19 protein-coding genes are annotated in these 23,989 nt (G+C 38.2%); all 19 read left to right on the top strand.

The window, feature by feature from the left end; genetic code table 11:
• The first annotated feature begins 23 nt into the window (after positions 1 to 23).
• Positions 24 to 785 carry an SDR family NAD(P)-dependent oxidoreductase gene (locus SporoP17a_RS07395; protein WP_237262403.1) on the top strand — a complete coding sequence of 254 codons (762 nt, stop codon included), beginning with the start codon at positions 24 to 26 and terminating at the stop codon, positions 783 to 785.
• Positions 786 to 817: 32 nt separating this feature from the next.
• A complete protein-coding gene (locus tag SporoP17a_RS07390; protein WP_083034090.1) occupies positions 818 to 1,183 on the top strand; it encodes a hypothetical protein in 366 nt (121 codons plus the stop codon).
• A 48-nt stretch (positions 1,184 to 1,231) separates the two neighbouring features.
• Positions 1,232 to 2,272: a TRAP transporter substrate-binding protein gene (locus tag SporoP17a_RS07385; RefSeq protein WP_083034089.1), complete on the top strand. Its 1,041-nt coding sequence runs from the start codon at positions 1,232 to 1,234 to the stop codon at positions 2,270 to 2,272.
• A gap of 28 nt (positions 2,273 to 2,300) precedes the next feature.
• Positions 2,301 to 2,864, top strand: a complete 564-nt coding sequence (locus SporoP17a_RS07380) for a TRAP transporter small permease (RefSeq protein ID WP_083034088.1) — start codon at positions 2,301 to 2,303, stop codon at positions 2,862 to 2,864.
• Position 2,865: 1 nt separating this feature from the next.
• The gene (locus tag SporoP17a_RS07375) at positions 2,866 to 4,155 is read left to right on the top strand and encodes a TRAP transporter large permease (RefSeq protein ID WP_083034087.1); all 1,290 of its coding nucleotides are present in this window, start codon (positions 2,866 to 2,868) and stop codon (positions 4,153 to 4,155) included.
• A 237-nt stretch (positions 4,156 to 4,392) separates the two neighbouring features.
• Positions 4,393 to 5,802 (top strand): amidase, encoded by a 1,410-nt coding sequence (locus SporoP17a_RS07370; protein WP_083034086.1) that lies wholly within the window; start codon positions 4,393 to 4,395, stop codon positions 5,800 to 5,802.
• A 368-nt stretch (positions 5,803 to 6,170) separates the two neighbouring features.
• Complete coding sequence (locus SporoP17a_RS17320) at positions 6,171 to 6,641, top strand: TRAP transporter small permease (protein ID WP_420542202.1); 471 nt, start codon at positions 6,171 to 6,173, stop codon at positions 6,639 to 6,641.
• A gap of 11 nt (positions 6,642 to 6,652) precedes the next feature.
• On the top strand, positions 6,653 to 7,969 hold the full coding sequence (locus SporoP17a_RS07360) for a TRAP transporter large permease (RefSeq protein ID WP_083034084.1): 1,317 nt from the start codon (positions 6,653 to 6,655) through the stop codon (positions 7,967 to 7,969).
• 41 nt (positions 7,970 to 8,010) lie between these two features.
• The gene (dctP, locus tag SporoP17a_RS07355) at positions 8,011 to 9,021 is read left to right on the top strand and encodes a TRAP transporter substrate-binding protein DctP (protein WP_083034083.1); all 1,011 of its coding nucleotides are present in this window, start codon (positions 8,011 to 8,013) and stop codon (positions 9,019 to 9,021) included.
• Positions 9,022 to 9,182: 161 nt separating this feature from the next.
• Positions 9,183 to 10,364, top strand: coding sequence for an MFS transporter (locus SporoP17a_RS07350; RefSeq protein ID WP_083034082.1), 1,182 nt, complete (start codon positions 9,183 to 9,185; stop codon positions 10,362 to 10,364).
• 434 nt (positions 10,365 to 10,798) lie between these two features.
• Positions 10,799 to 11,515 carry a toast rack family protein gene (locus SporoP17a_RS07345; RefSeq protein WP_083034081.1) on the top strand — a complete coding sequence of 239 codons (717 nt, stop codon included), beginning with the start codon at positions 10,799 to 10,801 and terminating at the stop codon, positions 11,513 to 11,515.
• A gap of 971 nt (positions 11,516 to 12,486) precedes the next feature.
• Entirely contained in the window at positions 12,487 to 14,169 is a 1,683-nt protein-coding gene (locus SporoP17a_RS07340) for a PucR family transcriptional regulator (RefSeq protein WP_083034080.1), read from the top strand.
• Between the two features lie 241 nt (positions 14,170 to 14,410).
• The gene (locus tag SporoP17a_RS07335) at positions 14,411 to 15,601 is read left to right on the top strand and encodes a M24 family metallopeptidase (protein ID WP_083034079.1); all 1,191 of its coding nucleotides are present in this window, start codon (positions 14,411 to 14,413) and stop codon (positions 15,599 to 15,601) included.
• A gap of 176 nt (positions 15,602 to 15,777) precedes the next feature.
• Entirely contained in the window at positions 15,778 to 16,986 is a 1,209-nt protein-coding gene (locus SporoP17a_RS07330) for a M20 metallopeptidase family protein (RefSeq protein ID WP_156890543.1), read from the top strand.
• Positions 16,987 to 17,013: 27 nt separating this feature from the next.
• On the top strand, positions 17,014 to 18,465 hold the full coding sequence (locus SporoP17a_RS07325; RefSeq protein ID WP_083035941.1) for an aldehyde dehydrogenase family protein: 1,452 nt from the start codon (positions 17,014 to 17,016) through the stop codon (positions 18,463 to 18,465).
• A gap of 58 nt (positions 18,466 to 18,523) precedes the next feature.
• Positions 18,524 to 20,158, top strand: coding sequence for a BCCT family transporter (locus SporoP17a_RS07320; protein WP_083034077.1), 1,635 nt, complete (start codon positions 18,524 to 18,526; stop codon positions 20,156 to 20,158).
• Between the two features lie 78 nt (positions 20,159 to 20,236).
• On the top strand, positions 20,237 to 21,577 hold the full coding sequence (locus tag SporoP17a_RS07315) for an aminotransferase family protein (RefSeq protein ID WP_083034076.1): 1,341 nt from the start codon (positions 20,237 to 20,239) through the stop codon (positions 21,575 to 21,577).
• Positions 21,578 to 21,711: 134 nt separating this feature from the next.
• On the top strand, positions 21,712 to 22,842 hold the full coding sequence (gene ald, locus SporoP17a_RS07310) for an alanine dehydrogenase (RefSeq protein WP_083034075.1): 1,131 nt from the start codon (positions 21,712 to 21,714) through the stop codon (positions 22,840 to 22,842).
• A gap of 204 nt (positions 22,843 to 23,046) precedes the next feature.
• A complete protein-coding gene (locus tag SporoP17a_RS07305; protein ID WP_237262402.1) occupies positions 23,047 to 23,952 on the top strand; it encodes a DMT family transporter in 906 nt (301 codons plus the stop codon).
• The last annotated feature ends 37 nt before the right edge of the window (positions 23,953 to 23,989 follow it).

The following is a 23,989-nucleotide window of genomic DNA, read 5'->3' as shown; positions in this document are numbered from 1 at the left end:
TGAAGATAGGGGGTAATGTAACTGTGCAAAAAAATGCGGTAAATCAAGTAGTCGTTGTAACAGGTGCTGCCCAAGGGTTAGGTCTTGCCATTGCCCAAAAATTTCTTTTGGAAGGGAAGCATGTTGTTTTTATTGATGTAAATGGAGAATTATTAAATGAAGTGAAGAATATGGATCCATTAAACCAGTACGAATCTTCTAAAATGATGTTTCTTACTGTTGATGTATCAAATGTAAGCGCAATCAAAGAAAGTGTACAAACGATAATGGAGCGTTGGGGTAGAATTGATGTGTTAATAAACAACGCAGGTGTTCGAAAAGAAACTTCTGTCGAAAATATTACAGAGGATGAATGGAATTTAATATTGTCAGTGAATCTTGGGGGGACATTTTTCTACTCTCAGGCTGTACTAGATACAATGAAACAACAAAAGAGTGGTCGTATTATTAATATTTCATCTTTTGGGGGACAAGCAGGTCCGGTTACGTCGGGAGCACATTATTGCGCTTCAAAAGCAGGTCAAATTATGCTTACAAAATCCTTTGCGAGATCACTGGCTGGTCAAGGTATCACGGTTAATGCAGTTGCACCAGCAGCTATTCAGACTCCTGAAATGGACAATATTGATTCATGTAAATTGGAGAAAATGAAAGAAAGTATACCAGTTCAAAGATTTGGTAAAGCAGAGGAAGTTGCCAACATGGTTTCATACCTTGCATCAGATACTGCTGGTTATATAACGGGTTCTACGTTTGATATTAATGGCGGGTTATTAATGAGGTAAGTATGTTTATACACTAAAAGGAGCTGGAGAAATTGAAAAAAATTGTACACGGAGCACCACAAATACCTAATCCACTACGAGTCTTCATTACGTTTGAATCAACTGGATGGTTCGATACCACACAGGAACAAAAGGAACAAGAACTTTTACCCATACTAAAATCTATTATAAAAGAATGGGAAAGTAATGGATCGGAATTATTAGGGACATTCGATCGTGATATTTTAACGGCTGGGCACGCTGGACCCAACCATTGGCATGCATGCTTCCTATATAATGTGCCTGATTTACAAACGGTAACAAATATGACACATTCATTTCGCAATGCAGGCATAGATCGATATTTCCGACTTGAAGCATCAATTGGTCGACCATTTTTCTTAGTAGAAAATCAATAAGAAAGCGAGTTTAAGTTCTCTAGTACTACTTAAAAGGGGAGTGGAAGAATGAGAAGGTTACTTATTTCAATGTCTTTATTTCTGTCGATCATTACTTTGGCTGCATGTGGCGGAAATGAAGGGAAAGCAGATACGAAAAATGATGAGGAGATCATTAAACTGAGTTATGCTTTTTTTGCACCACCTAACACATTTCCAGCTGTTCAAATGGAAGAGTGGAAAAAACGTCTCGAGGATAGAACAGATGGAAAAGTCCAAGTTGATTTATTTTCCGGTGGAACTCTATTGGAAGCCAATAATATGTATGACGGAGTAGAAAATGGTACAGCCGATATAGGGTTAACTTCTACATCGTATGAACCAGGTAGATTTCCACTTTTATCAATATCAGATATGCCGTCTGGATATAAAAATGCAACTGTTGCCAGTAAAGTAACTGCTGAACTTGTTAATAATTATCCGCCAGAGGCACTTGATAACTTTAAAATCATCACTACGTTTGCTACTGAACCAGCATATATACAAAGTAAAAAGCCTATAAAGTCTTTACATGACTTAAAAGGAAAACAGCTCCGTATAGCTGGTGCTCTTGCGCCAATTATGTCGGAACTTGGAGCTGCACCTGTAGGAATGTCTCAAGCGGAAGTACCAGAAGCATTGCAAACAGGAATTGTCGAAGGTTATGTATCTTCCAGAGAGATACTTAAAGATTCAAAATTAGCGGAGATAGTTGAATATGTTACAGACTATCCATTAGCACTAAATACATTTATTGCTGTCATGAACAAAAATAAGTGGGATTCACTTCCGAAGGACATTCAAGCAGTGATTGAGGAACTGAATGTCGAGATGACTGAATTTACTGGAGATTACTTAGATAATCATGTTCGTGAATCCTTAGAATGGAGTATAGATTCCGAGGGGTTGGAAGTTGTTGAATTATCAGAAGAAGAGAAAAAGAAATGGGATAAAAAGCTTAGCGATATGCAAAAAGAATTTGTTGAAGAAGTACAAAAAGAAGGTCTTCCAGCAGAAGAGTACTTGGAGGAGATGGAAGGGTTAATCGAGAAATACAATAACACTGATTGAGTTATTCCTTAGATATGGAGGTTCAAGAATGAGAAACGAGCAAATAATAGAATTCGATATTGAAAGCACTTCATTCCCAAGAGACATCCCTCAAGAAAAAGTAGTTAATACATCAAACCTGTTTATTAAGACTACTGACTATTTAAACCGATTTCTAGCTGTTGTTGCTGGCATCGCTTTAATATCGATGATGTTATTAATTGTATTTAATTCTATTAAGCGTATGTTCTCGGATCCAATTGCAGGAACAGTCGAGATTGTCAGTTGGCTTGGAGCGGTTACAGGTATTTTTGCTCTAGGTTATACACAATTAAATAAAGGACATGTCTATATTGATATGTTGTTGGATAAGTTTCCATCTATTTTACAGAGAATCATTCATACCTTTATGAATGTTATAAGCATTTCCTTTTTTCTAATGGCGGCTTGGCAACTTTTACTTTTCGGTATCAACCTGGGAGACAACGGTGTAGTATCCCAAACAATACAATTTTCATTTTATCCAATTGTAATCTTAAGTTCTATTGGATTCATAGGATTAGTCTTAGCAATTGTGAAGGAAACAATTTTGTTATGGAAGGAGGCATCCTGAAATGGATATGAATCTTTTAGCGATACTGGGAATCCTGACATTATTCATATTTATGTTTTTACGGATGCCAATAAGTTTTACGATGTTTATTGTTGGCTTTATAGGACTGATAGTAGCTGTCTCACCTAAGGCGGCATTTAATGTTTTAAGCGCTGATTTATGGAATCAGTTTTCTAGTTACTCACTAAGTGTTATTCCGCTTTATATTTTAATGGGAGAAATTGTGTTTAGAACAGGGATTACAGAGAAAATGTTTGAGTCGGCGTATAAATGGGTTGGACATTTTCGTGGTGGAATGGCAAGTACAACTATTTTAGCAAGTGCAGGGTTTGCATCTATCTGTGGATCCAATTCAGCAACGGCTGCAACAATGGGAACGATGGCTCTCCCGGAACTTGAAAAATATAAGTATGATAAGGCACTTAGTACCGGAAGCGTTGCAACGGGAGGAACACTTGGTATTATTATCCCGCCAAGTACAGTACTAATCGTTCTTGCCTTACAAATGGAAGTATCGGTCAGGGAACTATTTGTAGCGAGTATAATCCCTGGTATTTTCTTAACAACACTCTTGATTACAACAGTTGTCTACCTTTGTGCAAAGTCACCAACACTTGGACCAGCTGGTGGAAAATCTAGCATAAGGGAAAGACTCCTATCTTTGGTAGGTGTTATTCCTGTTGCGGGATTATTTGTCTTTGTTATCGGTGGTTTATTTTTTGGGTTTTTCACACCGACTGAATCCGGTGCATTCGGTGCATTCGGTGCAATTGTTATTTCCTTATTAATGGGAAAGATGACAAGAGGAAACTTTCTTGAAGCGATGGCAGGTACTCTCCGATCATCTGCAATGGTATTAATGCTCGTAGTAGGAGCTATGGTGTTCGGTAGGTTTTTAACAGTTACAAGACTTCCATATACAGTAGCTGAATGGGTGACAAATCTTCCGGTCGCACCAATATTTGTGCTAATTGCTATTTTGATTGTTTATGTCATTGGTGGCTCAATCATGGATGCACTAGGATTTTTAATTATCTCCATTCCAATTTTTTACCCAACCGTATTAGCACTTGGTTATGATCCAATCTGGTTTGCGGTTCTACTCTGTGTAGTGACTAGTATGGGAGCTATTACTCCACCAGTTGGTGTGAATGTCTTCGTAGTACAAGGACTAACCAAGGAGACACCAATCACAACCGTATTTAAGGGCGTTTCATACTTCCTAGTAGCATATGTCGCATTTATAGCGCTATTAATTACGTTTCCACAAATCATATTATTTTTATTATAGTAGGGTTACTTTATTAGTCTAAATATCTTCAGTCTTTTACAAGTGATGCCACGAATATACATGAAATCAAACCTATTCAAGTTAGCATGTCATAGAAATCGCTAACTTGATGAAAGGAGGATTTTTAAGTGAATTTAAATGATTACTTAATTAACATTATTGGAATAGACGAATCAGAAATTTTGTCTAGTGAACCTGCTTTTACTTTTATGCTTGAAAATTTCAAGGAGGATAATGATGAGTGAACTTCTATTTGAAACTATAGAGTCAGTAAGTTCGTTGATTCAAAAGAAAAAAGTCTCTCCAGTAGAATTAACAAAATTAACACTTGCTCGAATCAATGAGTATGATCCTGCCCTAACAGCTTTTATCACAGTGATGGAAGAGGATGCGCTTATTCAAGCAAAAGTACTTGAAAACGAGCTACAAAATGGTGAAATTCGTGGACCTTTACATGGTATTCCTATTGCAGTAAAAGATTTGTTACAAACAGAAGGAGTTTGTACAACAGGGGGGTCAAAAATCTTTCAAAATTGGATACCTGATGAAGATGCCACTGCTGTTCAAAGAATGAAGGAAGCAGGGGCTATTATTATAGGTAAGGCAAATCTTCATGAATTTGCTATGGGGGCGACAACCGAAAATTCTCATTACGGAAATACAAAAAACCCTTGGGATATGACAAAGATACCCGGCGGTTCAAGTGGGGGTTCTGCTGTTGCAACAGCTACAGGGATGGCTTTTGGTTCAATTGGGACAGATACAGCAGGATCTGTTCGGCTACCTGCAGCTATGTGTGGAACGGTCGGATTTAAACCTACTTATGGATTAGTAAGTCGGCATGGGGGCTTTCCATTTAGTTGGTCGCTTGACCATGTTGGACCTATGACAAGAACTGTAAAAGATGCTGCTATTATGCTTGAGGCTATGAAAGGCTATGATCCAAAAGATGACTCTTCAGTTAAGAAAAATCATGTAACTTATTTCAAAGATTCATTAAAGAATTTGAAAGGGATTACACTAGGTTTCTATGAGCCGTATATGTTTTCGGGTATTGATCCAGGTGTAAGGCATGTAATTGAACAAGCTTTTGATCAATTAAAGTTCCTTGGCGCTGAAATAGTTCCAATTGAATTACCTGGGATTAATGAGGCACTTAATAGTTTGAAAACTATTGCTCAATCTGAAGTCGTATCTTTCCATGATCCGTTATTAAAGAAACATGGTGATTTGTACGGAGATGATTTGAAATACCGGTTTCAATTTGGCCGAGATATTTCAGCAACTGATTATATTAATGCCCAGCGCACGCGAAAGAGCTTTGTGCAAAATACGATGAGACAGATGAGTGGAATTGATGGGCTAATCGGACCGACAAACGTCCAATCGCCATTTGAGATAGGTACGATGGTTCCCGAACAGGCAATAAGTAATATGTTTACACTTGGCAAAACACCACTTGCAAATATCTTAGGCTTTCCAGCACTTTCTGTTGCATGTGGATTCACGCAATCGCAACTTCCAGTTGGGCTTCAAATAATCGGAAAGCCATTTTCTGATAAAAAAATACTTGAAATTGGGGACTGCTATGAACGATCACAGCAATGGGTACAGGCTTTGAAAATGAATAGGAACTATATTGGGTAAAGTTAAATTAATTGAGATAAATAACGCTTGTTAAGAAGATAGAAGGTAAATTAGTGAATATTAATTGATTGTGCTAACAAGATTTATTGCTTTGTTGTAATGTAGAAAATTCATAAGTATTCCGAGAGATTGAAGTGCATCAAAAAACGAAAGATTGTGAATAGATTTTCTTAATTCACTAAAAAACCTCTAAAAAACCTCTTAAAAACAATACATATTTAGGAGGTTTTTCAATCTTTTTGTAGTGAGGAGTAGTATGAATAGGTGAAAAGATCTAGCTTAATTAAACTTATTCATAGCGAGGTAATTGATGTGTAAAGGGGGAGATAAATTTGCTATTGACAATAAACAAGCTTTTAGATTCTATCATGAACTTTATGGCCGTATTGGGTAGGATTGTAATTGTCATTATTAGTTTGTTAATAATTATAGATATTGTTTCATCCAAATTTTTCAGCTACCAATTCCCTTGGATATTAGAAGTTTCTGAGTATCTTTTAGTTCTATTAACATTTCTTGGCGTGGCCTGGTTATTGAAAGAGGATGGCCATATTAAATTAGATTTACTAATAAATAGACTTGGTGAAAAAAATAGAATACGGATAGAAATTTTGAATTCTTGCATTGGGGCATTGATTTCTTTGGTTATTACGGTATATGGATTATTGGCAACGTGGAACTTATATATGAGAGATATAAAGACAGAGACTATTTTGGAAATACCCCGCTCTTTGCTCATTGTATTAATACCAATAGGTTTTCTATTTGTATTCATACAATTCATCAGAAATCTCTTATCTGCAATAAATAAACTTAAATTTCGAACTGAGAAAAGATAGGAGGTAATTAGATGGAATGGTGGGGTGTTTTGGTACTTGTTTTTAGCAGTATGTTTGTTTTATTTATGATAGGTTTACCAATTGCATTCTCATTTCTAACAATTAATATAGTCGGTGTAATCATATTATGGAATGGGGAAGCTGGTCTCAACCAATTAATTTTAAATATGTTTTCTTCAGTTTCGAAGTTTTCTTTGCTACCTATTCCTATGTTTATTTTAATGGGAGAGATCATGTTTCGAACTGGGTTAGGCTTTAAAGTTTTCGATGCAGTTGGAAAATGGTTTGGAAATTTACCAGGTAGATTAAGTATTGTTGCAGTTGGCAGCGGTACCTTATTTTCAGTGCTTAGTGGTTCAAGTGTAGCAAGCACAGCTTTACTGGGATCATTACTAGTTCCAGATATGCAGAAAAAGGGTTATAGTCCCGCAATGACTGTTGGACCCATTTTAGGTAGCGCGGGTCTTGCAACTATGATTCCACCAACGGCATTAGGTATATTACTTGCTTCTCTTGCGTCAATACCTGTCGGACATTTTTTATTTGCAATTGTAATACCTGGCCTTTTATTAGCGATTATATTTGTATTATATATAGTAATTCGATGTTATTTACAACCAGAGCTAGCCCCTGTTTATGACGTAGAGAAAGTAACTTTGTCTGAGAAGTTAATTGGAACTGTGAAATATATTTTACCGCTTGGCGTGATCGTCTTCTTACTATTAGGAGTTATTATACTTGGATTTGCCACACCAACACAAAGTGCAGTTTTAGGAGCATTGGGGACAATTGTATTGTCTTGTTTCTATGGTGGTTTAACTTGGGGAAAGTTCTGGGATTCTCTAACTGGAACATTAAGGTCCAGTGTAATGATTTTTATGATTATTATTGGTTCTACTACTTTTAGTCAAATTCTGAGCTATACAGGTGTTACACAAGGTTTGGTACAACTGGTTGGAAATTTAGACTTTCAACCAATTATTATATTAATCATTATTCAAGTAGTATTGCTCATACTTGGTTGTTTTATGGAACCTCTATCGATAATGATGATGACTCTTCCAGTACTGATGCCAATTGCAAACTCAATGGGTTTTGATCCTCTATGGTTTGGAGCAATTATGCTTTTGAATATGCAAGTAGCTACGATTACACCACCTTTTGGAATGGATCTTTTTGCGATGAAAGCAGTTATTCCAAAAGACTCTATATCAATAAAAGAGATTTATATAGCGGTTATTCCATTTATTATCTTGAACTTAGCAATAATGGGATTAATGATTATGTTCCCATCATTGACGTTATGGTTACCAAGCTTTGTTAAATAATAAATTTCATAAAAATATATATAATAGGAGACTCAAACACAATGAAAAACTTTAAATTATATCATATGATCTTACCCATTCTACTGCTTTTACTTTTAACGGCCTGCTCTGATAACAATGGAGAGGATAAGGAAAAAGGTGGTAATTCGAAGGGAATGACATTAAATGCTGTAAGTTTTTTGCCAAAAGATCATCCTTTAACTGCTACGCTTCATAATTGGATTGATACGGTAGAAGACGTGACGGATGGTAGAGTACAGGTGAATTGGCGTGGTGGTGCTGATGTAATCCCTATTGGTGAGCAGTTTGAGGCAATGAATTCTGGTGTAATGGATATTAACTTTACGTATATTGGACAATATCAATCACTTGCACCTGAAACACTTAGCATTGCTTTATCGCAATTGACACCGTGGGAAGAAAGAGAAAATGGATTTTATGATCTAATGGATGAACGACATGGAAAACTGAATGTTAAATATATAGGCCGATGGTTAACAGGTTCACCGAGGTTATGGCTAAACGAGCCAATTGATAGCGTTGATGATTTGAAGAACCTACCAATACGGTCAGCTCCAAACTACATTCGTTTTTTTGAAAAGCTTGGAATTAATTCTTCAATGATTGACCCTTCAGAAGTTTATACATCTTTACAAACTGGTGTTGTTGATGGATTTGTGTATGGAGGATTTAATGGACCTAGAAAAGACGGATGGACTGATTCATCTAAGTACGTTTTAGATCACCCATTTTGGACGCAAAACTGTACAATCCTAATGAACGATGATAAATGGAAAGAGATTTCGTCGGAAGACCGCGACGCGATTATTGTGGCGACAGCGAATTATGAAAAAGAAATGGTTGACTATTATGAACAACTAGATAAAGAGGAAATTGCCGAATTAGAAAAAGCGGGCGTTGAACTTTTCAAATTACCAAAAGCGGAAGAAGAGAAGTTCTTAAATTTAGCTTATGATACTGAATGGGAGTACTTAGGCAAAGAAGTACCCGAATTAGAAGAAGAATTAAGAGCGTTAACGATTAAAGAATAATAAATTCTGTCAAGGATAAGTACAAGAGCATGCTCCTTTGAAAGAATAATTTAAGCGAAATAACATCTAACTAATCAATTAGAAACTAATTAGTTAGATGTTACTTGAAGGACAACGTTACGCTTGCAATGTGTCACAATTATTTGTGAGGTGTGTTTTCAATGAGTACTGAAAAATTGTGGACTAGAAATTTTATCCTTATATCTATATTGAACTTTTTTTTTATTATGACGTATTTTGCTTTACTTGTCACATTACCAACAGTCGCAATCTCTCATTATGGCTCGACAGGAACTGTAGCTGGCCTGTTTACCACCATTTATATTGGTGCTGCTATAATTATTAGACCTTTTATGGGACAGTGGATTGAGAGGTATGGCAAACGATTCATGTTGATTTTGTCTTTATTTCTTTTTACCATTGCATCGTTTCTATATAGCTTTTTCGATTCCATTCCCCTGCTTCTTTTTGTACGCTTCATTCATGGTTTAGGGTTTGGAATGGCGACAACCATTACTGTAGCCATTGTAGCTGATATGGTGCCGGAATCTCGAAAAGGGGAAGGCATGGGCTACTTTATCTTGTCGGCTAATTTAGGGATGGTCATTGGACCTTTTATTGGTCTTACCATTTTGTCTACATTTAATTTATATGTATTATTTTGGGGAAGTGCACTTTGTTCTTTAATTTCTTTAGTATTCGGTTTGATGACTCGTCTGCCAAAAGAAAGTCTTGACAGACATTCCGCTAGTGAAGGGAAAGCACCACTATTTGAAAAGTCTGCTTTTCGAATTTCTATTACCGGCGCATTTTTTGGTACTGCTTATGCGTCTGTTCTTTCCTTTATGGCAATTTATGCGGTTGAACAAGGATTAGGAACAGAGTCTGGTTACTTTTTTGTAGTTTATGTAGTTGTACTTTTACTGACACGGCCACTAACTAGTCGATGGTATGATCAATATGGAGCCAATGCAATTATTTTTCCATCGATTGTTTCATTTGCAATTGGTATGTTAGTGCTTGGTTTGTCTACTAACGCAGTGTTATTTTTTATAGCGGCTGCTTTTATCGGAGCTGGCTGGGGTACATTATTCCCAAGTTTTCAAACAGTCGTTTTGCAAAACTCTGAACCAAAGCATCGTCCTGTAGCAATGGCTACTTTTCTCTCAATTTTTGACATTGGGATTAGTGGAGGATCATTGTTAGCAGGTGTATTGGTGGGGATTATTAGCTTTAGTTCATTATACATATTCTATTCTATTTATATCTTGTTCGGCCTTGTAGTTTATAATTGGGCACAAAATAAAAAACATTTTATATTAGAAAAAAGAATAATTCAATGAATAATAATACTGCTTCACATCTGGTTGATGGAAAGTGCACAGACATATATATCAATTTAATAGTTCTAATTTAAGTCCTATTGAAACTTAATATTGTTAGAATAGAGGTTAGATTACAACGGCTTCTAACTGAATGATTTTAATTTTATAGTATGCGTGTAATCTACTGTATTAGAAATACGAATTGAAAATGATTAGATAAAACGTAGTTAGATTTCGTGAACCAAATGCTCTGTATTACAGCTTAAGTAGACATAGATTGGGTTGGATATTTAGCTAATTTTTAAAGACAGTAGATTTTGCTATTAAAAAAATAATCCCCAATCAAACTCCATATACTATACAGCTCAGACTTAAGTCTGATATACACTTCAGTCATATAGTGGACTCAACTTTATTGAGTTTCACTTATACTAGAGTAAAGGGGTGCCACTATGCGGAAAATACTGATAGTGATTGTAGGGGTAGTACTGTTAGGTATGGTTAGCGTTTGGTCATATGACTGGATGAAGTCGGAGAGGGTCTCTGGTGCATTATTAATCGAAAAGGATAATGCGAAATCATTGGGTGTGGCAATCCGTTTTGGTGCTGGTAATCTTCTAATTGAAGGCGGTGCGACGCAATGGGTGGAGGGGGGCATTGATACGAATGTGAAAAAATGGTATCCATCCGTTACCTATAAGAATAAAAGAGATGTCGGATACGTAGAGATTCAGCAGAAAATGAAAGGTTTATCAGCTTTGCGGAAGCATCGAAATGATTGGAATCTTCAACTGACAAATGAAATACCTGTGAATCTGGATGTCGATATGGGTATATCTGATTCGGAACTTAGATTGGCAGGAATCCACCTCAATCATGTGTCAATAGATACTGGTGTGGGGGATACGACGATCAATCTAGGCGGCGAATGGAAGGATAGCTTTGATGTGGACATCAACCTAGGAGTGGGCGATGCGAAGGTTCACTTACCTAAAGGGACTGGAGTTAAATTATCTGTTTCAAAAGGTATAGGTAGCGTCGGGACAAAAGGTTTAATTGCTAAAGGCAAAGGCATCTATGTAAATGAAGCATACGAGCACTCGGATACTACCATTCATTTGAAAGTTGATGTCGGTGTAGGTGGTGTGGATTTCATACTTGTTGAGTAGCGGGTATTTTACAAATATCCAATGTGAGTGCAACAGAATGTATTTGCGAAGTACTAAATTCTAATAATAGATCCTAGCTATGAAACAATATTATATTATTCCATAGCTAGATGCCTCACCTGCACTCATTCACGTTGAATTAAATAGATAATTAAGATAAGGAAATTTTGCAATATATAAGGACAATTGTTTCGATGATACCTGTACTAATTGAGTGGAAGTCTATTAAACATTAAATGTTTTACGAGATAAAGGGTTACAGAAATATAGCGCGCAGTAGAATAACGAAGAGTAATGTAATAAACCGCTAATCATTGGATTAGCGGTCTTTGTTTGCTTTAATACATTTTCTAAACATCATGAAAAGGCACGAGGGACATTTGCTCAAATGAAATGCAGACAAGATGGGTAAAATACCCAGCGGTGTTTTATTGGAGCAGCTATACAAAAGCGCTCTTTACATATTTAGTAACCTTTGAAATTAAAGGAGGTTCATATCGTATCAGAGAAGAGACGAGCGAGACATTACATATGTCTTCAGTAATAAAATAACTAGAATGAGAAATTATAGTCTAGATTTTCAGGGCGATTATTAACCAAGCATTGACAAATCTGATGAAAAGTGTGAATAATAGCAAGTAAGTCCGTATAGGTGCTCAAGTCTAGTTAGTAAAATGCAAGTTTTGCTGATGAATCTGAAGACAAGAAATATAAAAATCGCTAAACTTCGTTGTGATTTATTGAAGTTAATGATCTGAAAAAACAAGTGTAACGTTAAATAGAGTATTTTATCTTCGTAAGCGTTTTCAATGTATATTTTATTATTGTATTTTATGGCAAAATACTAAGAGATATGAATCGTTTCGATCTAAAAATATTTTGGATAAAGAATATTACTAAATGAACTCAATAGATCCAAAGAGTTCTAGGAAGAAATATAAAGTTGCAATTACAGGGAGGAGCTTGCTAGGATGCTTTTATCGGTCAAAGAAATTTTAGAATCTCGCTTACTTCAGTCCGCCATTATAAAAACAGGTAAAGAATTTATTGCTGACAGATCGGTCGAATGGGTCTCAGTCATTGAAAGTCCTGTTGAAAATTTCGTCAGGAAGAATGAATTTGTACTTAGTACAGGAATTGGCTGCCATGAAAAGACAGAGGAGTTTATGTCATTTGTTAAGGATGTATATGACTCGGGAGCATCGGCTTTCGTAATTGCTACAGGTAGATATGTTTTTGAAATACCAGAAGAAGTTATTCGATTTGCTGAGGATAGAGAGTTTGTCATCATTGAACTCCCTTGGGAAATCCGCTTTTCGGATGTTGTCCATGAGGTTATGACCAAGTTGAATGAACTGCAACGTCAAGATAGAAGGCGTTCTAAAGATATACAGCAATATTTAATCCAAAAGATTCTTGAAGGGAAAACGTTAGAACACATTACGAAATACATTGAACAAGAATTGGGTCATCCTATACTGATTTGTAATGAGAAAAAAGAAGTGATTGCAGGCGGCGCAAATGCAAATGATGTGTTCGCATTGTGGAAACAAATGAAGAACCAGACTTCAACTCATGAATCACAACATCCTGTGTTCTCGGAGATTAAAAGACTAGAACATGATGGTAGGCAGCTTATTCATCTTGATATCCATTCTGATGCCGATCATAAAGGAGACTTTTTCGTATTGACTGAAGTGGGTGAAAGATTGAATGAAGAACAAGAATCAATTGCTGAGAAAGCTGTAGTTGCGGCTGCCTTGTGGTTCTCGCGTAGCAGTGCGGTGATTAAGGCGGAAAGCCGTATGCAGAATGAATTTTTATTGAACTTGGCTAGGGGAGAAAAGATGTCCGAAGAACATATTTCTTCTCATGCTGAATTTTTCAGATACAATCTTGAACTTCCGTATATATGTATTGTCGGATATCCAGCACATCTAAAAGAATTGATCAATCGAGATGAAGTGCATGCCCAATCAAAAAAAGTAAACTTGGAACGAATGAGCATTTATATTAGAGAAGGGATGCTATATGCTGCTGAGAATATTCAGCGTCAATTACTTTTTTCATTTGAAAATGATGAAGTGATTGTATTTCTAGAAACTTCGAACAGTGTAACGTCTGATACGGTTCATCAGTTCCTGGACTTAGTGGAAAGAAGATTCCATCACCTATTGCCCGGTGTTACGTTCACTTGGGGGATAGGAAAAGAAAAAGATGGAATTTGGAAGTTTTCAGATAGTTTTCAAAAAGCACAAGCGGCATTGGAAATGGGGAGAAGTCAAAGAGGTACAGGAAAGAGACTCGACTTTGATGAAACACAGATTAGTCGCTTGCTTTTGAGTTTAGCAATCAATGAAGAGGTCCAAGATATTACTCTATCTACCATATCAGCCCTAGTTAAATATGATGAAAAAAGAGATATGGATCTGATCAACACATTTATTGCGTATAACTATAACAACGGTAACGTGAGCCAAACAGCCCGGGAGATGAATCTTCATCGTCAATCTCTATTATACCGGTTACGAAAAATAGAAACGTTGACGAATTTATCTCTGGAAGATCCTGACGATTTATTCTTACTCAACTTCAGTATTAGAGTATGGTCAACAGGTGTTATCAAAATTGAAGACAACTCCGCTTTAGCCTAATGAAATAGGAAGGAATCGAAAATAATTCATTTTCGATTCTTTTTTATTTTCTGGTTTATTAAAAGTGTATGAAAAGTTATCTGAAAGTTCATACAAAAGTGAAGATGAATTTCAAGTAGTAAGAATCTATAATAAAAGTCAACAACAGATACTAACAACCAATGAATATTCAATATTAAAAACCAAAAGTGATCTAAAGTACACAAGAATATATTACTGAAGTTGAATAGGAGGAAATCAAATGTTGCCATTTAGTTTGAAAGAATATAAGGATCGGTTGGAGCGGACGAAGACTAGAATGCTGGAACAAGGTATTGAAGTACTATTAATTACGAATCCTGCAAATATGAATTATATTTCTGGCTATGATGGCTGGTCCTTCTATGTCGATCAAATGTTAATCGTCATTATTGATGAAGAACAACCGATTTGGATCGGAAGAAAAATGGATGCAAAAGCTGCAGAAGCTACAACATGGCTATATAAAGATAATATCATTTCTTATCCTGAAGATCACGTGCACTCCGATTCTAAACATCCTATGGATTTCATAGCAAAGATCTTAAAACAAATTGGTCAATCAAATAGAAGAATGGGAGTAGAAATGGGTTCGTTTTATTTTTCAGCGCTAGCTTATGAAAAACTCAAGCAAAATTTGCCCAACGTCCAATTCTTAGACGTAACCCTTCTCGTGAATCATGTCCGTATTATAAAATCGGAAAAGGAAATTGAATATATGAGAAGGGCTGCTAAAATTGCTGGTCTTGGTATGAATGCAGCAGTTCAATCCATTCAGGAAGGTGTCAGGGAATGTGACGTGGCAGCAAATATATATAAGGATTTGATTAGCGGGACAACAGAATACGGGGGAGATTATCCATCAATTGTCCCTTTGTTACCGGCGGGAAAGAATACGGCAGCTCCTCATCTAACATGGACAGATAGAAAATATGCTCACAACGAGATGGTAATCATTGAATTAGCAGGTTGTCATCAACGTTATCATTCGCCACTTGCGAGAACGGTTTGTATTGGAGAGCCGACTGAGCAGGCATTGGATACATCTAAAGTAATGTTAGAGGGTATGAACGCTGCGCTAGACGCAGTTAAACCTGGCGCAACTTGTGAAGAAGTTGAACGCGCTTGGAATTCTGTCATCTCAAAGTATAACATTAGTAAGGATTCTAGGATTGGCTACTCCGTAGGATTGAATTATCCGCCAGATTGGGGCGAGCATACGGCAAGTATCCGTAAAGGTGATTTAACGGTATTACAGCCGAATATGACCTTCCATCTAATTCCTGGACTGTGGTTTGAAGATTATGGAGTGGAGATTAGCGAATCTATCAGAGTAACAGAAACAGGCTGTGAAGTGTTAACGGATTTTAATAGAAACTTAATTATAAAAGATCATTTGCAAATAGTCATCTAAAATTAAGAATAGAGTGACCTTTTGAGTTGGTAAAAATGAGTTATCTGCTTGTTTGTACGATTTTATTAAAACTATTATTTGAAAGCGCTATCAAAAGGTGATGAAAAGTAATTTTCTTTAAGTAAAATGAATGGATGTTTTCTAATAGTAAATCATTCGGTTTAGGGGGATTTAATATGCCAGTAGAAATAGAAAATCTATCAGTTACTACAAGCTTGGAACAACAGTTGATCAAATGGCGGCGGCATATTCATAAGTATCCAGAACTCAGTTTCGATGAATATAAAACAGCACACTTTGTCGCAGAGTCGTTAAGAGCAATCGAAGGGATTACTGTTCAGACTAACGTCGGGAAGACAGGCGTCGTAGCGACGATCTCAACTGGAGAAGGACGGACAGTTGCGATTCGTGCAGATATGGATGCGTTGCCAATAGAAGAAAAAACGGGGCATGACTTTCAATCTGAGCATCATGGTGTAATGCATGCTTGCGGGCATGATGCTCACACTGCGATTTTGCTTGGCGTAGCGCAAGTTCTGGCAGCGAAATGCTCGGAAGGTTTGTTTCAAGGAACTGTAAAATTGATCTTTCAGCCTGCCGAAGAAGCTACTGATGAAGAAGGTTTATCAGGTGCACCGAGAATGATTGAAGAAGGCGTTTTAGAAGATGTTGAATCTGTCATTGCGCTTCATGTCTGTCCATGGCATCCTACAGGCACAATCCAAGTGAATGATGGCTACAGTATGGCGAATGTAGATGTTTTCCGCGCAAAGATTAGAGGCACTGGTGGTCATGGTGGGTATCCACATATGGGAACGGATCCTGTTTGGATGCTTGGTGCTATTTTGCCAGCCTTTTATGGAGTTAGTTCCCGAACGATTTCTCCCTTGGAAACAGTTGTCGCCAGCATCGGTGAAATCCACACAGGGGCGGCCAGTAATGTAATCCCGCAGGAGATTGCTGTAACTGGAACTATGCGGACATATTCAAAAGAGGCCAGATATAAATTAAGTGAGGAAATTGAAAAAACATTTAAACTGGCTGAAGCATTTGGCGGTTCGTATTCATTCGAAGTAGATCGCGGTGAGCCGGCATTAAATAATAATCGCACCGTCAATACTCTTATTAAGCAAACCGCAAAAGATTTATACCCGACTATTCAAATTGAAGAAGAAAGATTTGGCCTTGGTGGTGAAGACTTTGGCTATATGACACAGAAAGTCCCTGGCTCAATGTTTTTCCTTGGATGCGCATTGCCAGATGGGATCAGCCGAGATTTGCACACGAATATATTTGATATCGATGAACGTTGCATGTCAGTAGGCGTGAATATCTTGGTGGAGTCCGCTATCAAATTGCTGAAAGTGGAAGACGGTGAAATATAATCATTTTGGAGGTATAACATAATGACAATGAAAACAACAATGCCTGGAAAACCAATGTTTATAGCTGGAAAATGGGTTAAGAAAGAAGAAGTGATAGAAGTTCTGAATCCACAAGACAACTCATTTGTTAGTACTGTTCCCTCGGCTTCAAAAGAAGACTTACTTTTTGCTATTGGGGAAGCGAAAGAAGGCGCGAAAACTGCTGCCGCGATGCCTGTTCATCAAAGAATCAGCGTGTTAAGTAAAGCAGCAATGTATATCGAAAAAAATAAAGAGGAATATGCGGCTGTCATTGCATTGGAAGGAAGCAAAACAATTCGCGAGGCATCAGCGGAAGTTAAGCGTTGTATCCAAACGCTTAGATTAAGTGCTGAAGAAGCGAGGCGTATTAATGGCGAGACCATCTCCTTTGACCAATCAGAAGGAAGTGAAGATCGCGTTGGTTACTACTATCGTTTTCCAATCGGCATAATTGCAGCAATCACACCTTTTAACGATCCATTGAATCTAGTTGCTCATAAAGTGGGGCCGGCCATTGCTTCAGGAAATGCCATCATTGTGAAACCAGCGACGGTTACACCAATCAGCGCATTATTGCTAGCTGAAGCATTTGAACATGCAGGCCTGCCTTCTAAGATACTTTCAGTCATCACAGGAAAAGGTAGCGTAATCGGTGATCTATTAGTAACACATCCCGATATTCGAATGGTGTCATTTACTGGAGGTCTGGAAACGGGAGAGAGGATTGCCAGAAAGGCCGGTTTAAAAAAGCTCAGTATGGAACTCGGCTCCAATTCACCTGTCATCGTGTTACGTGATGCAGACATCCCAACAGCCGTCGAGTCTTCAGTGTCAGGTGCGTTTTATGCGGTGGGACAAAATTGTTTGGGCGTGCAGCGGATCTATATTGAGGAAGCGATCTATGAAACTTTTAGTTCTCTTTTCGTTGAACGGACACGTCAATATAAGGTTGGAGATAAGATGCTAGATACAACAGATATGGGTCCTATGATTAATGAGTCCGAAGCAATCAGGGTAGAGAGCTGGGTAGATGAAGCAATCGACATGGGAGCGAAATTGTTAGTTGGCGGGAAGCGCAATGGTGCATTCTATTCTCCAACAGTTTTAACAGACGTTCCACCGAATTGTACGATTGCCAAACAAGAAGTATTTGGTCCTGTCGTATTACTGTTTCCGGTTCTAGATCTAGAAATGGCAATTGAGAAATCAAATGATGTGAATTTCGGATTGCAGGCAGGGGTTTTCACGAAAGATATCGATCAAGCGTTTCAAGCAATCGGGAAGATGGATGTGGGCGGAATTATGATAAATGACAGCAGTGACTATCGTATAGACGGAATGCCATTCGGAGGAGTGAAAGGTTCTGGACTAGGAAGAGAAGGAGTGAAATTTACTATACAAGAAATGACAGAACCCAGAGTGGTTAGTTTTAAGTTATCGCACAAGCGGTCGACTTAATAGTTGAGTGAGTATGTTGCCTTTATACCAGTATAGAAACTAAAAAAGGAGCAACTATATGAAACCTAAAAGCAATGCGATATACATGAACAGTGTCTTTTGGATATCAGCGGTAGTGATTGCATTACTGGTCATTTGGGGAACAGTAGATTCTGCAGGGATGTCCAAATGGGCAGATCTGGCGTACAACTTTACATCGGATGCATTTGGATGGTTTTACTTACTTTCTGTTTTGGCGATTGTATTATTCTGTGCCGGGCTGGCTGTGAGTAAGTACGGTCGGATCAGATTGGGCGGGGATCATGAAAAACCGAAATATTCCTACTTTACCTGGATTGGTATGTTATTCAGTACAGGATTTGGAGCAGGCTTAGTATTTTGGGGGATTGCAGAGCCGATGAGCCATTTTACGAATACGCCAAGTGGTATGGAAGGATTGTCCCCGGAAGCTGGAAGGCAGGCCATGCAATATTCTTTCTTTAATTGGGGCATTCATCAATGGTCGGTGTTCACGATTGTAGGCTTGACGTTGGCGTATTTCCAGTATCGGAAAAATAGTGGCGGAATGATCAGTGACACGTTGAATCCTGTCATTGGCAAGAGTGGCAAGAAGCCATTAAGAAGCGGTATCAATATTTTAGCCGTCATTGCCACTGTGCTCGGTGTTGCAACATCAGTAGGCATGGGAATATTACAAATCAACGGTGGCTTAAATTATGTATTTGATATACCACAAAATACTACGTTCTTATTACTCATTACGGGAGGCTTGTTGCTATTATATTTAACTTCCGCATTGACTGGACTGGATAAGGGAATTAAGTTCCTTAGTATATTAAATTTAGTTCTGGCACTAGGTTTGATAGCAGTTATCTTATTTTTAGGCCCTACTAAGTTCATATTGGAAGTCTTTGCCTTGGGTATTGGGGATTACATTCAGAATTTCTTTGGTATGAGTCTTGGTCTTTCACCTTATGACGGCAATACTTGGTCGAAGGGATGGACAGTTAACTATTGGGCATGGGTGATTGCATGGTCACCATTTGTAGGTGCATTCATTGCACGAATTTCAAGAGGCAGGACTATTCGTGAGTTTGTTTTCGGTGTATTGATCGTACCTCCTTTCATTGCCACTGTGTGGATCGCTGTATTTGGAGGAACAGCAATTTATATGGATTTATTCCAAAATACGAACATTGCAGGAGCTGTACAAAATGACGTAACAAGCGCACTGTTCGCTACTTTTGAAAACTTCCCTATGAGTACCTTGCTGTCAGTTGTCTTTATTTTACTAATTGTCACATTCCTGGTGACATCAGCCGACTCCGCTACCTTTGTACTAGGAATGATGACGACGAATGGAAACCAAAATCCTAGTAACACGGTGAAAGCAATTTGGGGAGTGTTAATGTCGGCCATCGTTGCAGTTCTGATTATCAGCAGCGGACTGCAAGGGCTTCAAACGGCTTCATTGGTTGCAGCGCTTCCGCTAACGTTTATCTTATTCCTAATGGGCTTCTCTTTAATGAAGTCTTTGAGGAAGGGGGAGTTAGTTGAAATTGAATCAGAAGAGCATGAAGAAGTTTATGAAGAAGTCTATGAAGAAGTGGCATCGGATCGATTGGTGACACATCAATCTGCTTCGCAGAATAGTAATCCGGTATTTCGAGACGCCTTGAAAGAAAACATATAAATGTTGTCATAAGCATGTTGGATTTACAGCAATAAGTATTGATCAAATAAAAATATTAATTATATGGAGGAGAACAATATGACGATGAAAACAAAGGAAAACGCACAAGTGAGATATGAGGAACTGGCAGCGATTGATAAGCAACATTTTATGCATCCTACGAGCTCTTTCAAGCAACAACAAGAAAAAGGCCCAGGTTTTATTTTCACAGAAGGTAAAGGGATTTATTTGAAAGACATTAGAGGAAAACAAGTGATTGATGGACTGTCCTCATTATGGAATGTCAATATCGGTCATGGTAGGGAAGAACTTGGTCAAGCGGCAATGGATCAAATGAAAAAATTGGCATTTAGTTCAACCTTCTCCACAAACAGCCATGAACCAGCAATTATGTTGGCAGAAAAGGTGGCGCAAATGACTCCCGGAGATTTAACGATGACTTTCTTTACATCCGGAGGCTCTGATGCGAATGATACAGCATTTAAAACTTCTAGACAGTATTGGAGACTAAAAGGGAAGACTGATAAGAAAAAGATTATTTCCCGTAATAAATCGTATCATGGTGTATCTGTCGGGGCATCGAGTGCAACAGGCTTACCTGGTTTCAGAAACTTCCCTTCATTAGCACCGGATTTCTATTATGTGGATTCATCAATTCAAGCGCTGAAGGAAATGATTGCACGTGAAGGAGCTGAAACCATTGCGGCCTTTATCTCAGAGCCAATTCAAGGTTCTGGAGGAGTCAATTTACCACCGGAAAATTACTTCAAGGAAGTTCGAGAAATATGTAATCAAAATGAAATTCTATTCATTGCCGATGAAGTGATCACAGGGTTCGGAAGAACGGGTACTAATTTTGGGATAGAGAATTTCGGAGCTGTTCCGGATATGATGGTGATCGCGAAAGGAATTTCAAGTGGTTACGCTCCGATAGGCGGAATGGTCATCTCAGAAAAAATCAAAAATGAATTAATTGAATTAACAGATGGTGTTTATATGCACGGATACACATATAGCGGTCATCCAATGTGCTGCGCTGTCGCATTAAAGAATCTGGAAATTATTGAAGAAGAAAATATGATAGAAAATGTACGAAATATGGGTGCCGAATTACAAAACGGATTTAAATGGTTGGCACAGCGTCATGAGGAAATTGGCAATATTAGAGGAATTGGATTGCTGGGAGCAGTTGAAATATTGAAGGATAAAGAAACTAATACACGCTTCGCTGATCCGGTGTCTGTAAAAGTAGTGGAGGAAGCATTGAACCACGGTCTGTTGGCAAGAAGTATTGTTTATGAAGGTCAGGATACGTTGGCATTTGCTCCTCCGTTCTGTATCAATAAAGAAGAAGTGGAAACCATCATTTCAATTATTGATAAATCACTCACAGAAGTGAAAAAGAAAGGCCTCAAGTAAACTATTCAAGTTTGCATGTGGTGTCTGTGGTGGGCCGGGCAGAAATTGCTTATGGCCCAGCCGCATAGTTACCGCACACACAATCAATCAAAAACTGTAGAACAGATACTACTTTTCTAAAGGGGGAAAACAACATGCTAGTTGGTGTACCGAAAGAAATTAAAAATAATGAAAACCGTGTCGCTATGACACCTGCGGGAGTGTTTAACTTATGCTCATCGGGCCATGAAGTAGTTATCGAAACTGGGGCGGGAGCAGGTTCAAGCTTTACAGATGAAGAGTATATCAATGTAGGTGCCAAGATCGTAGCAACTGCAGAAGAAGCCTGGAAAGTAGATATGGTGATGAAGGTAAAAGAGCCGATACCAGCTGAGTATGGCTATTTCCGGGAAGGACTTATTTTATTCACCTATTTGCATCTCGCATCGGATTCAGAACTAACGAAAGAGCTGCTAAATAAAAAAGTAATTGCAATCGCTTACGAAACAGTTCAACTTCCTAACAACACGTTACCTCTATTGGCGCCAATGAGTGAGGTTGCAGGACGCATGGCGACATTGATCGGTGCCCAGTATCTTCAACAAACCAATGGAGGTAAAGGGATGTTATTGAGCGGTGTACCTGGCGTATCACGCGGAAGTGTAACCATCATAGGCGGTGGGCAAGCTGGAACTAATGCTGCCCGAATTGCAGTGGGTATGGGTGCGAGGGTAACAGTTCTTGACTTGTCAGTAGAGCGACTGCGTCAATTAGATGATATTTTCGGAAATGACGTTCAGACACTTGTTTCCAACCCCTTAAACATTGCAGAGTCTGTAAAAAATGCGGATTTAGTTGTGGGTGCTGTGTTAATTCCAGGGACCAGAGCACCGAAGCTTGTATCAGAAGATGTGGTTAAATCTATGAGGCCTGGGTCAGTTCTAGTCGATATCGCAATCGACCAAGGCGGAATTTTTGCAACTTCTAATCAAGTCACGACGCACGATGATCCGATTTACGTCAAACATGACGTAGTTCACTATGCGGTAGCAAACATGCCAGGTGCAGTTCCACAAACATCAACGACGGCATTAACGAATGTAACTGTTCCGTATGCACTCCAAATTGCAAATAAAGGATTTAGATGTGCATGCTTAGAGAACCCTTCTCTTCAAAAAGGAATCAATACATTAGATGGGCATATCACGTATAAAGCTGTAGCAGATGCTTTTGATATGGAGTATGTGTCTGCGGAAATGCTATTGAATCTCGTAGCGGTAAAATGAGGATATACTTTCAAACAAATAATTAAATATATAAATTTACATGGGAAGGCGTAATTGTTCAATCAATTACGTTTTTTTCGTGTAGATAGCTTTTGAATTTGAGAATGCACGTCTCCTATGCAGGCCTGCTTTCCATTATATATAATAGAAAGTAGATTAAAAAGTAAATAGTAGTTTATTCTCGAGAATGGAGGGAGAATGGAAATGCAATCAAACACCCAAGTTTATGTCATCACAATTGCAGGAGCAGTCTGTTGGGGATTGATTGGTTTATTCATAGCACCACTATATGCGCGGGGATTTACAGCTTGGGATGTGGTAGCGATTCGAGGGATTTACAGCTTTGTATTTTTATTTGCTATCATGATGTTATTTTTTCGGGATCAGTTACGGACACGAATAAAAGATCACGTGTTTTTTGCGAGTGCAGGTATTTTTAGTCTAGCGCTGTTTAACTACTTTTATTTCGAAGTGTTTTCACGTTCCAGCTTGTCTCTTGCCGTGACGTTATTATATACGGGACCGTTATTCGTGATGATTCTATCGAGGATCTTCTTTAAGGAGTTACTCACTGCACGCAAAGGTCTAGCACTAGTATTTGCTATTGTTGGTTGTGCGTTCGTAGTCGGGCTATTGCCGCTAGGGTCACAGACTATTCCTAGTCAGACACTCTTCATAGGGGTTCTTTCGGGATTTTGTTATGCGCTGTACAGTGTTTTCACCAAGCCGATCACGAAACGATATTCGGCCCTAACGATTACTACATACACATTCTTGTATATGGCCTTATTCATGTCGCTGACGAGTAATGTATGGCGCAAAGTTGACACATTCCGGTATGTGGACGTCTGGATTTCTGCTTTACTATTGGCACTGATCTCCACCGTTGCAGCATATGTGTTATATACAACGGGTTTAAAATATTTGGAAGCTGGAAAGGCGTCGATTCTCGCAACTATTGAACCAATTGTTGCAGTTTTGGTTGGCGTACTGTTCCTAGGGGATCAACTGCTTCCATTGCAGATACTAGGCATCGCGCTGGTGTTGTATTCAGCTATACTAATAGTAGGTAAGCAAGCAAGAAATGAAAATCATACTTTTGAAAAATAGAACCTACGTAAGAGCTATTCCGTTTGCTAACATACAC

Origin of the sequence: Sporosarcina ureae, from assembly GCF_002082015.1 — a bacterium.
Taxonomy (GTDB): domain Bacteria; phylum Bacillota; class Bacilli; order Bacillales_A; family Planococcaceae; genus Sporosarcina; species Sporosarcina ureae_A.
The sequence above is the reverse complement of the archived record's forward strand: the minus strand, read 5'-3'. Positions and strand labels throughout refer to the sequence as shown.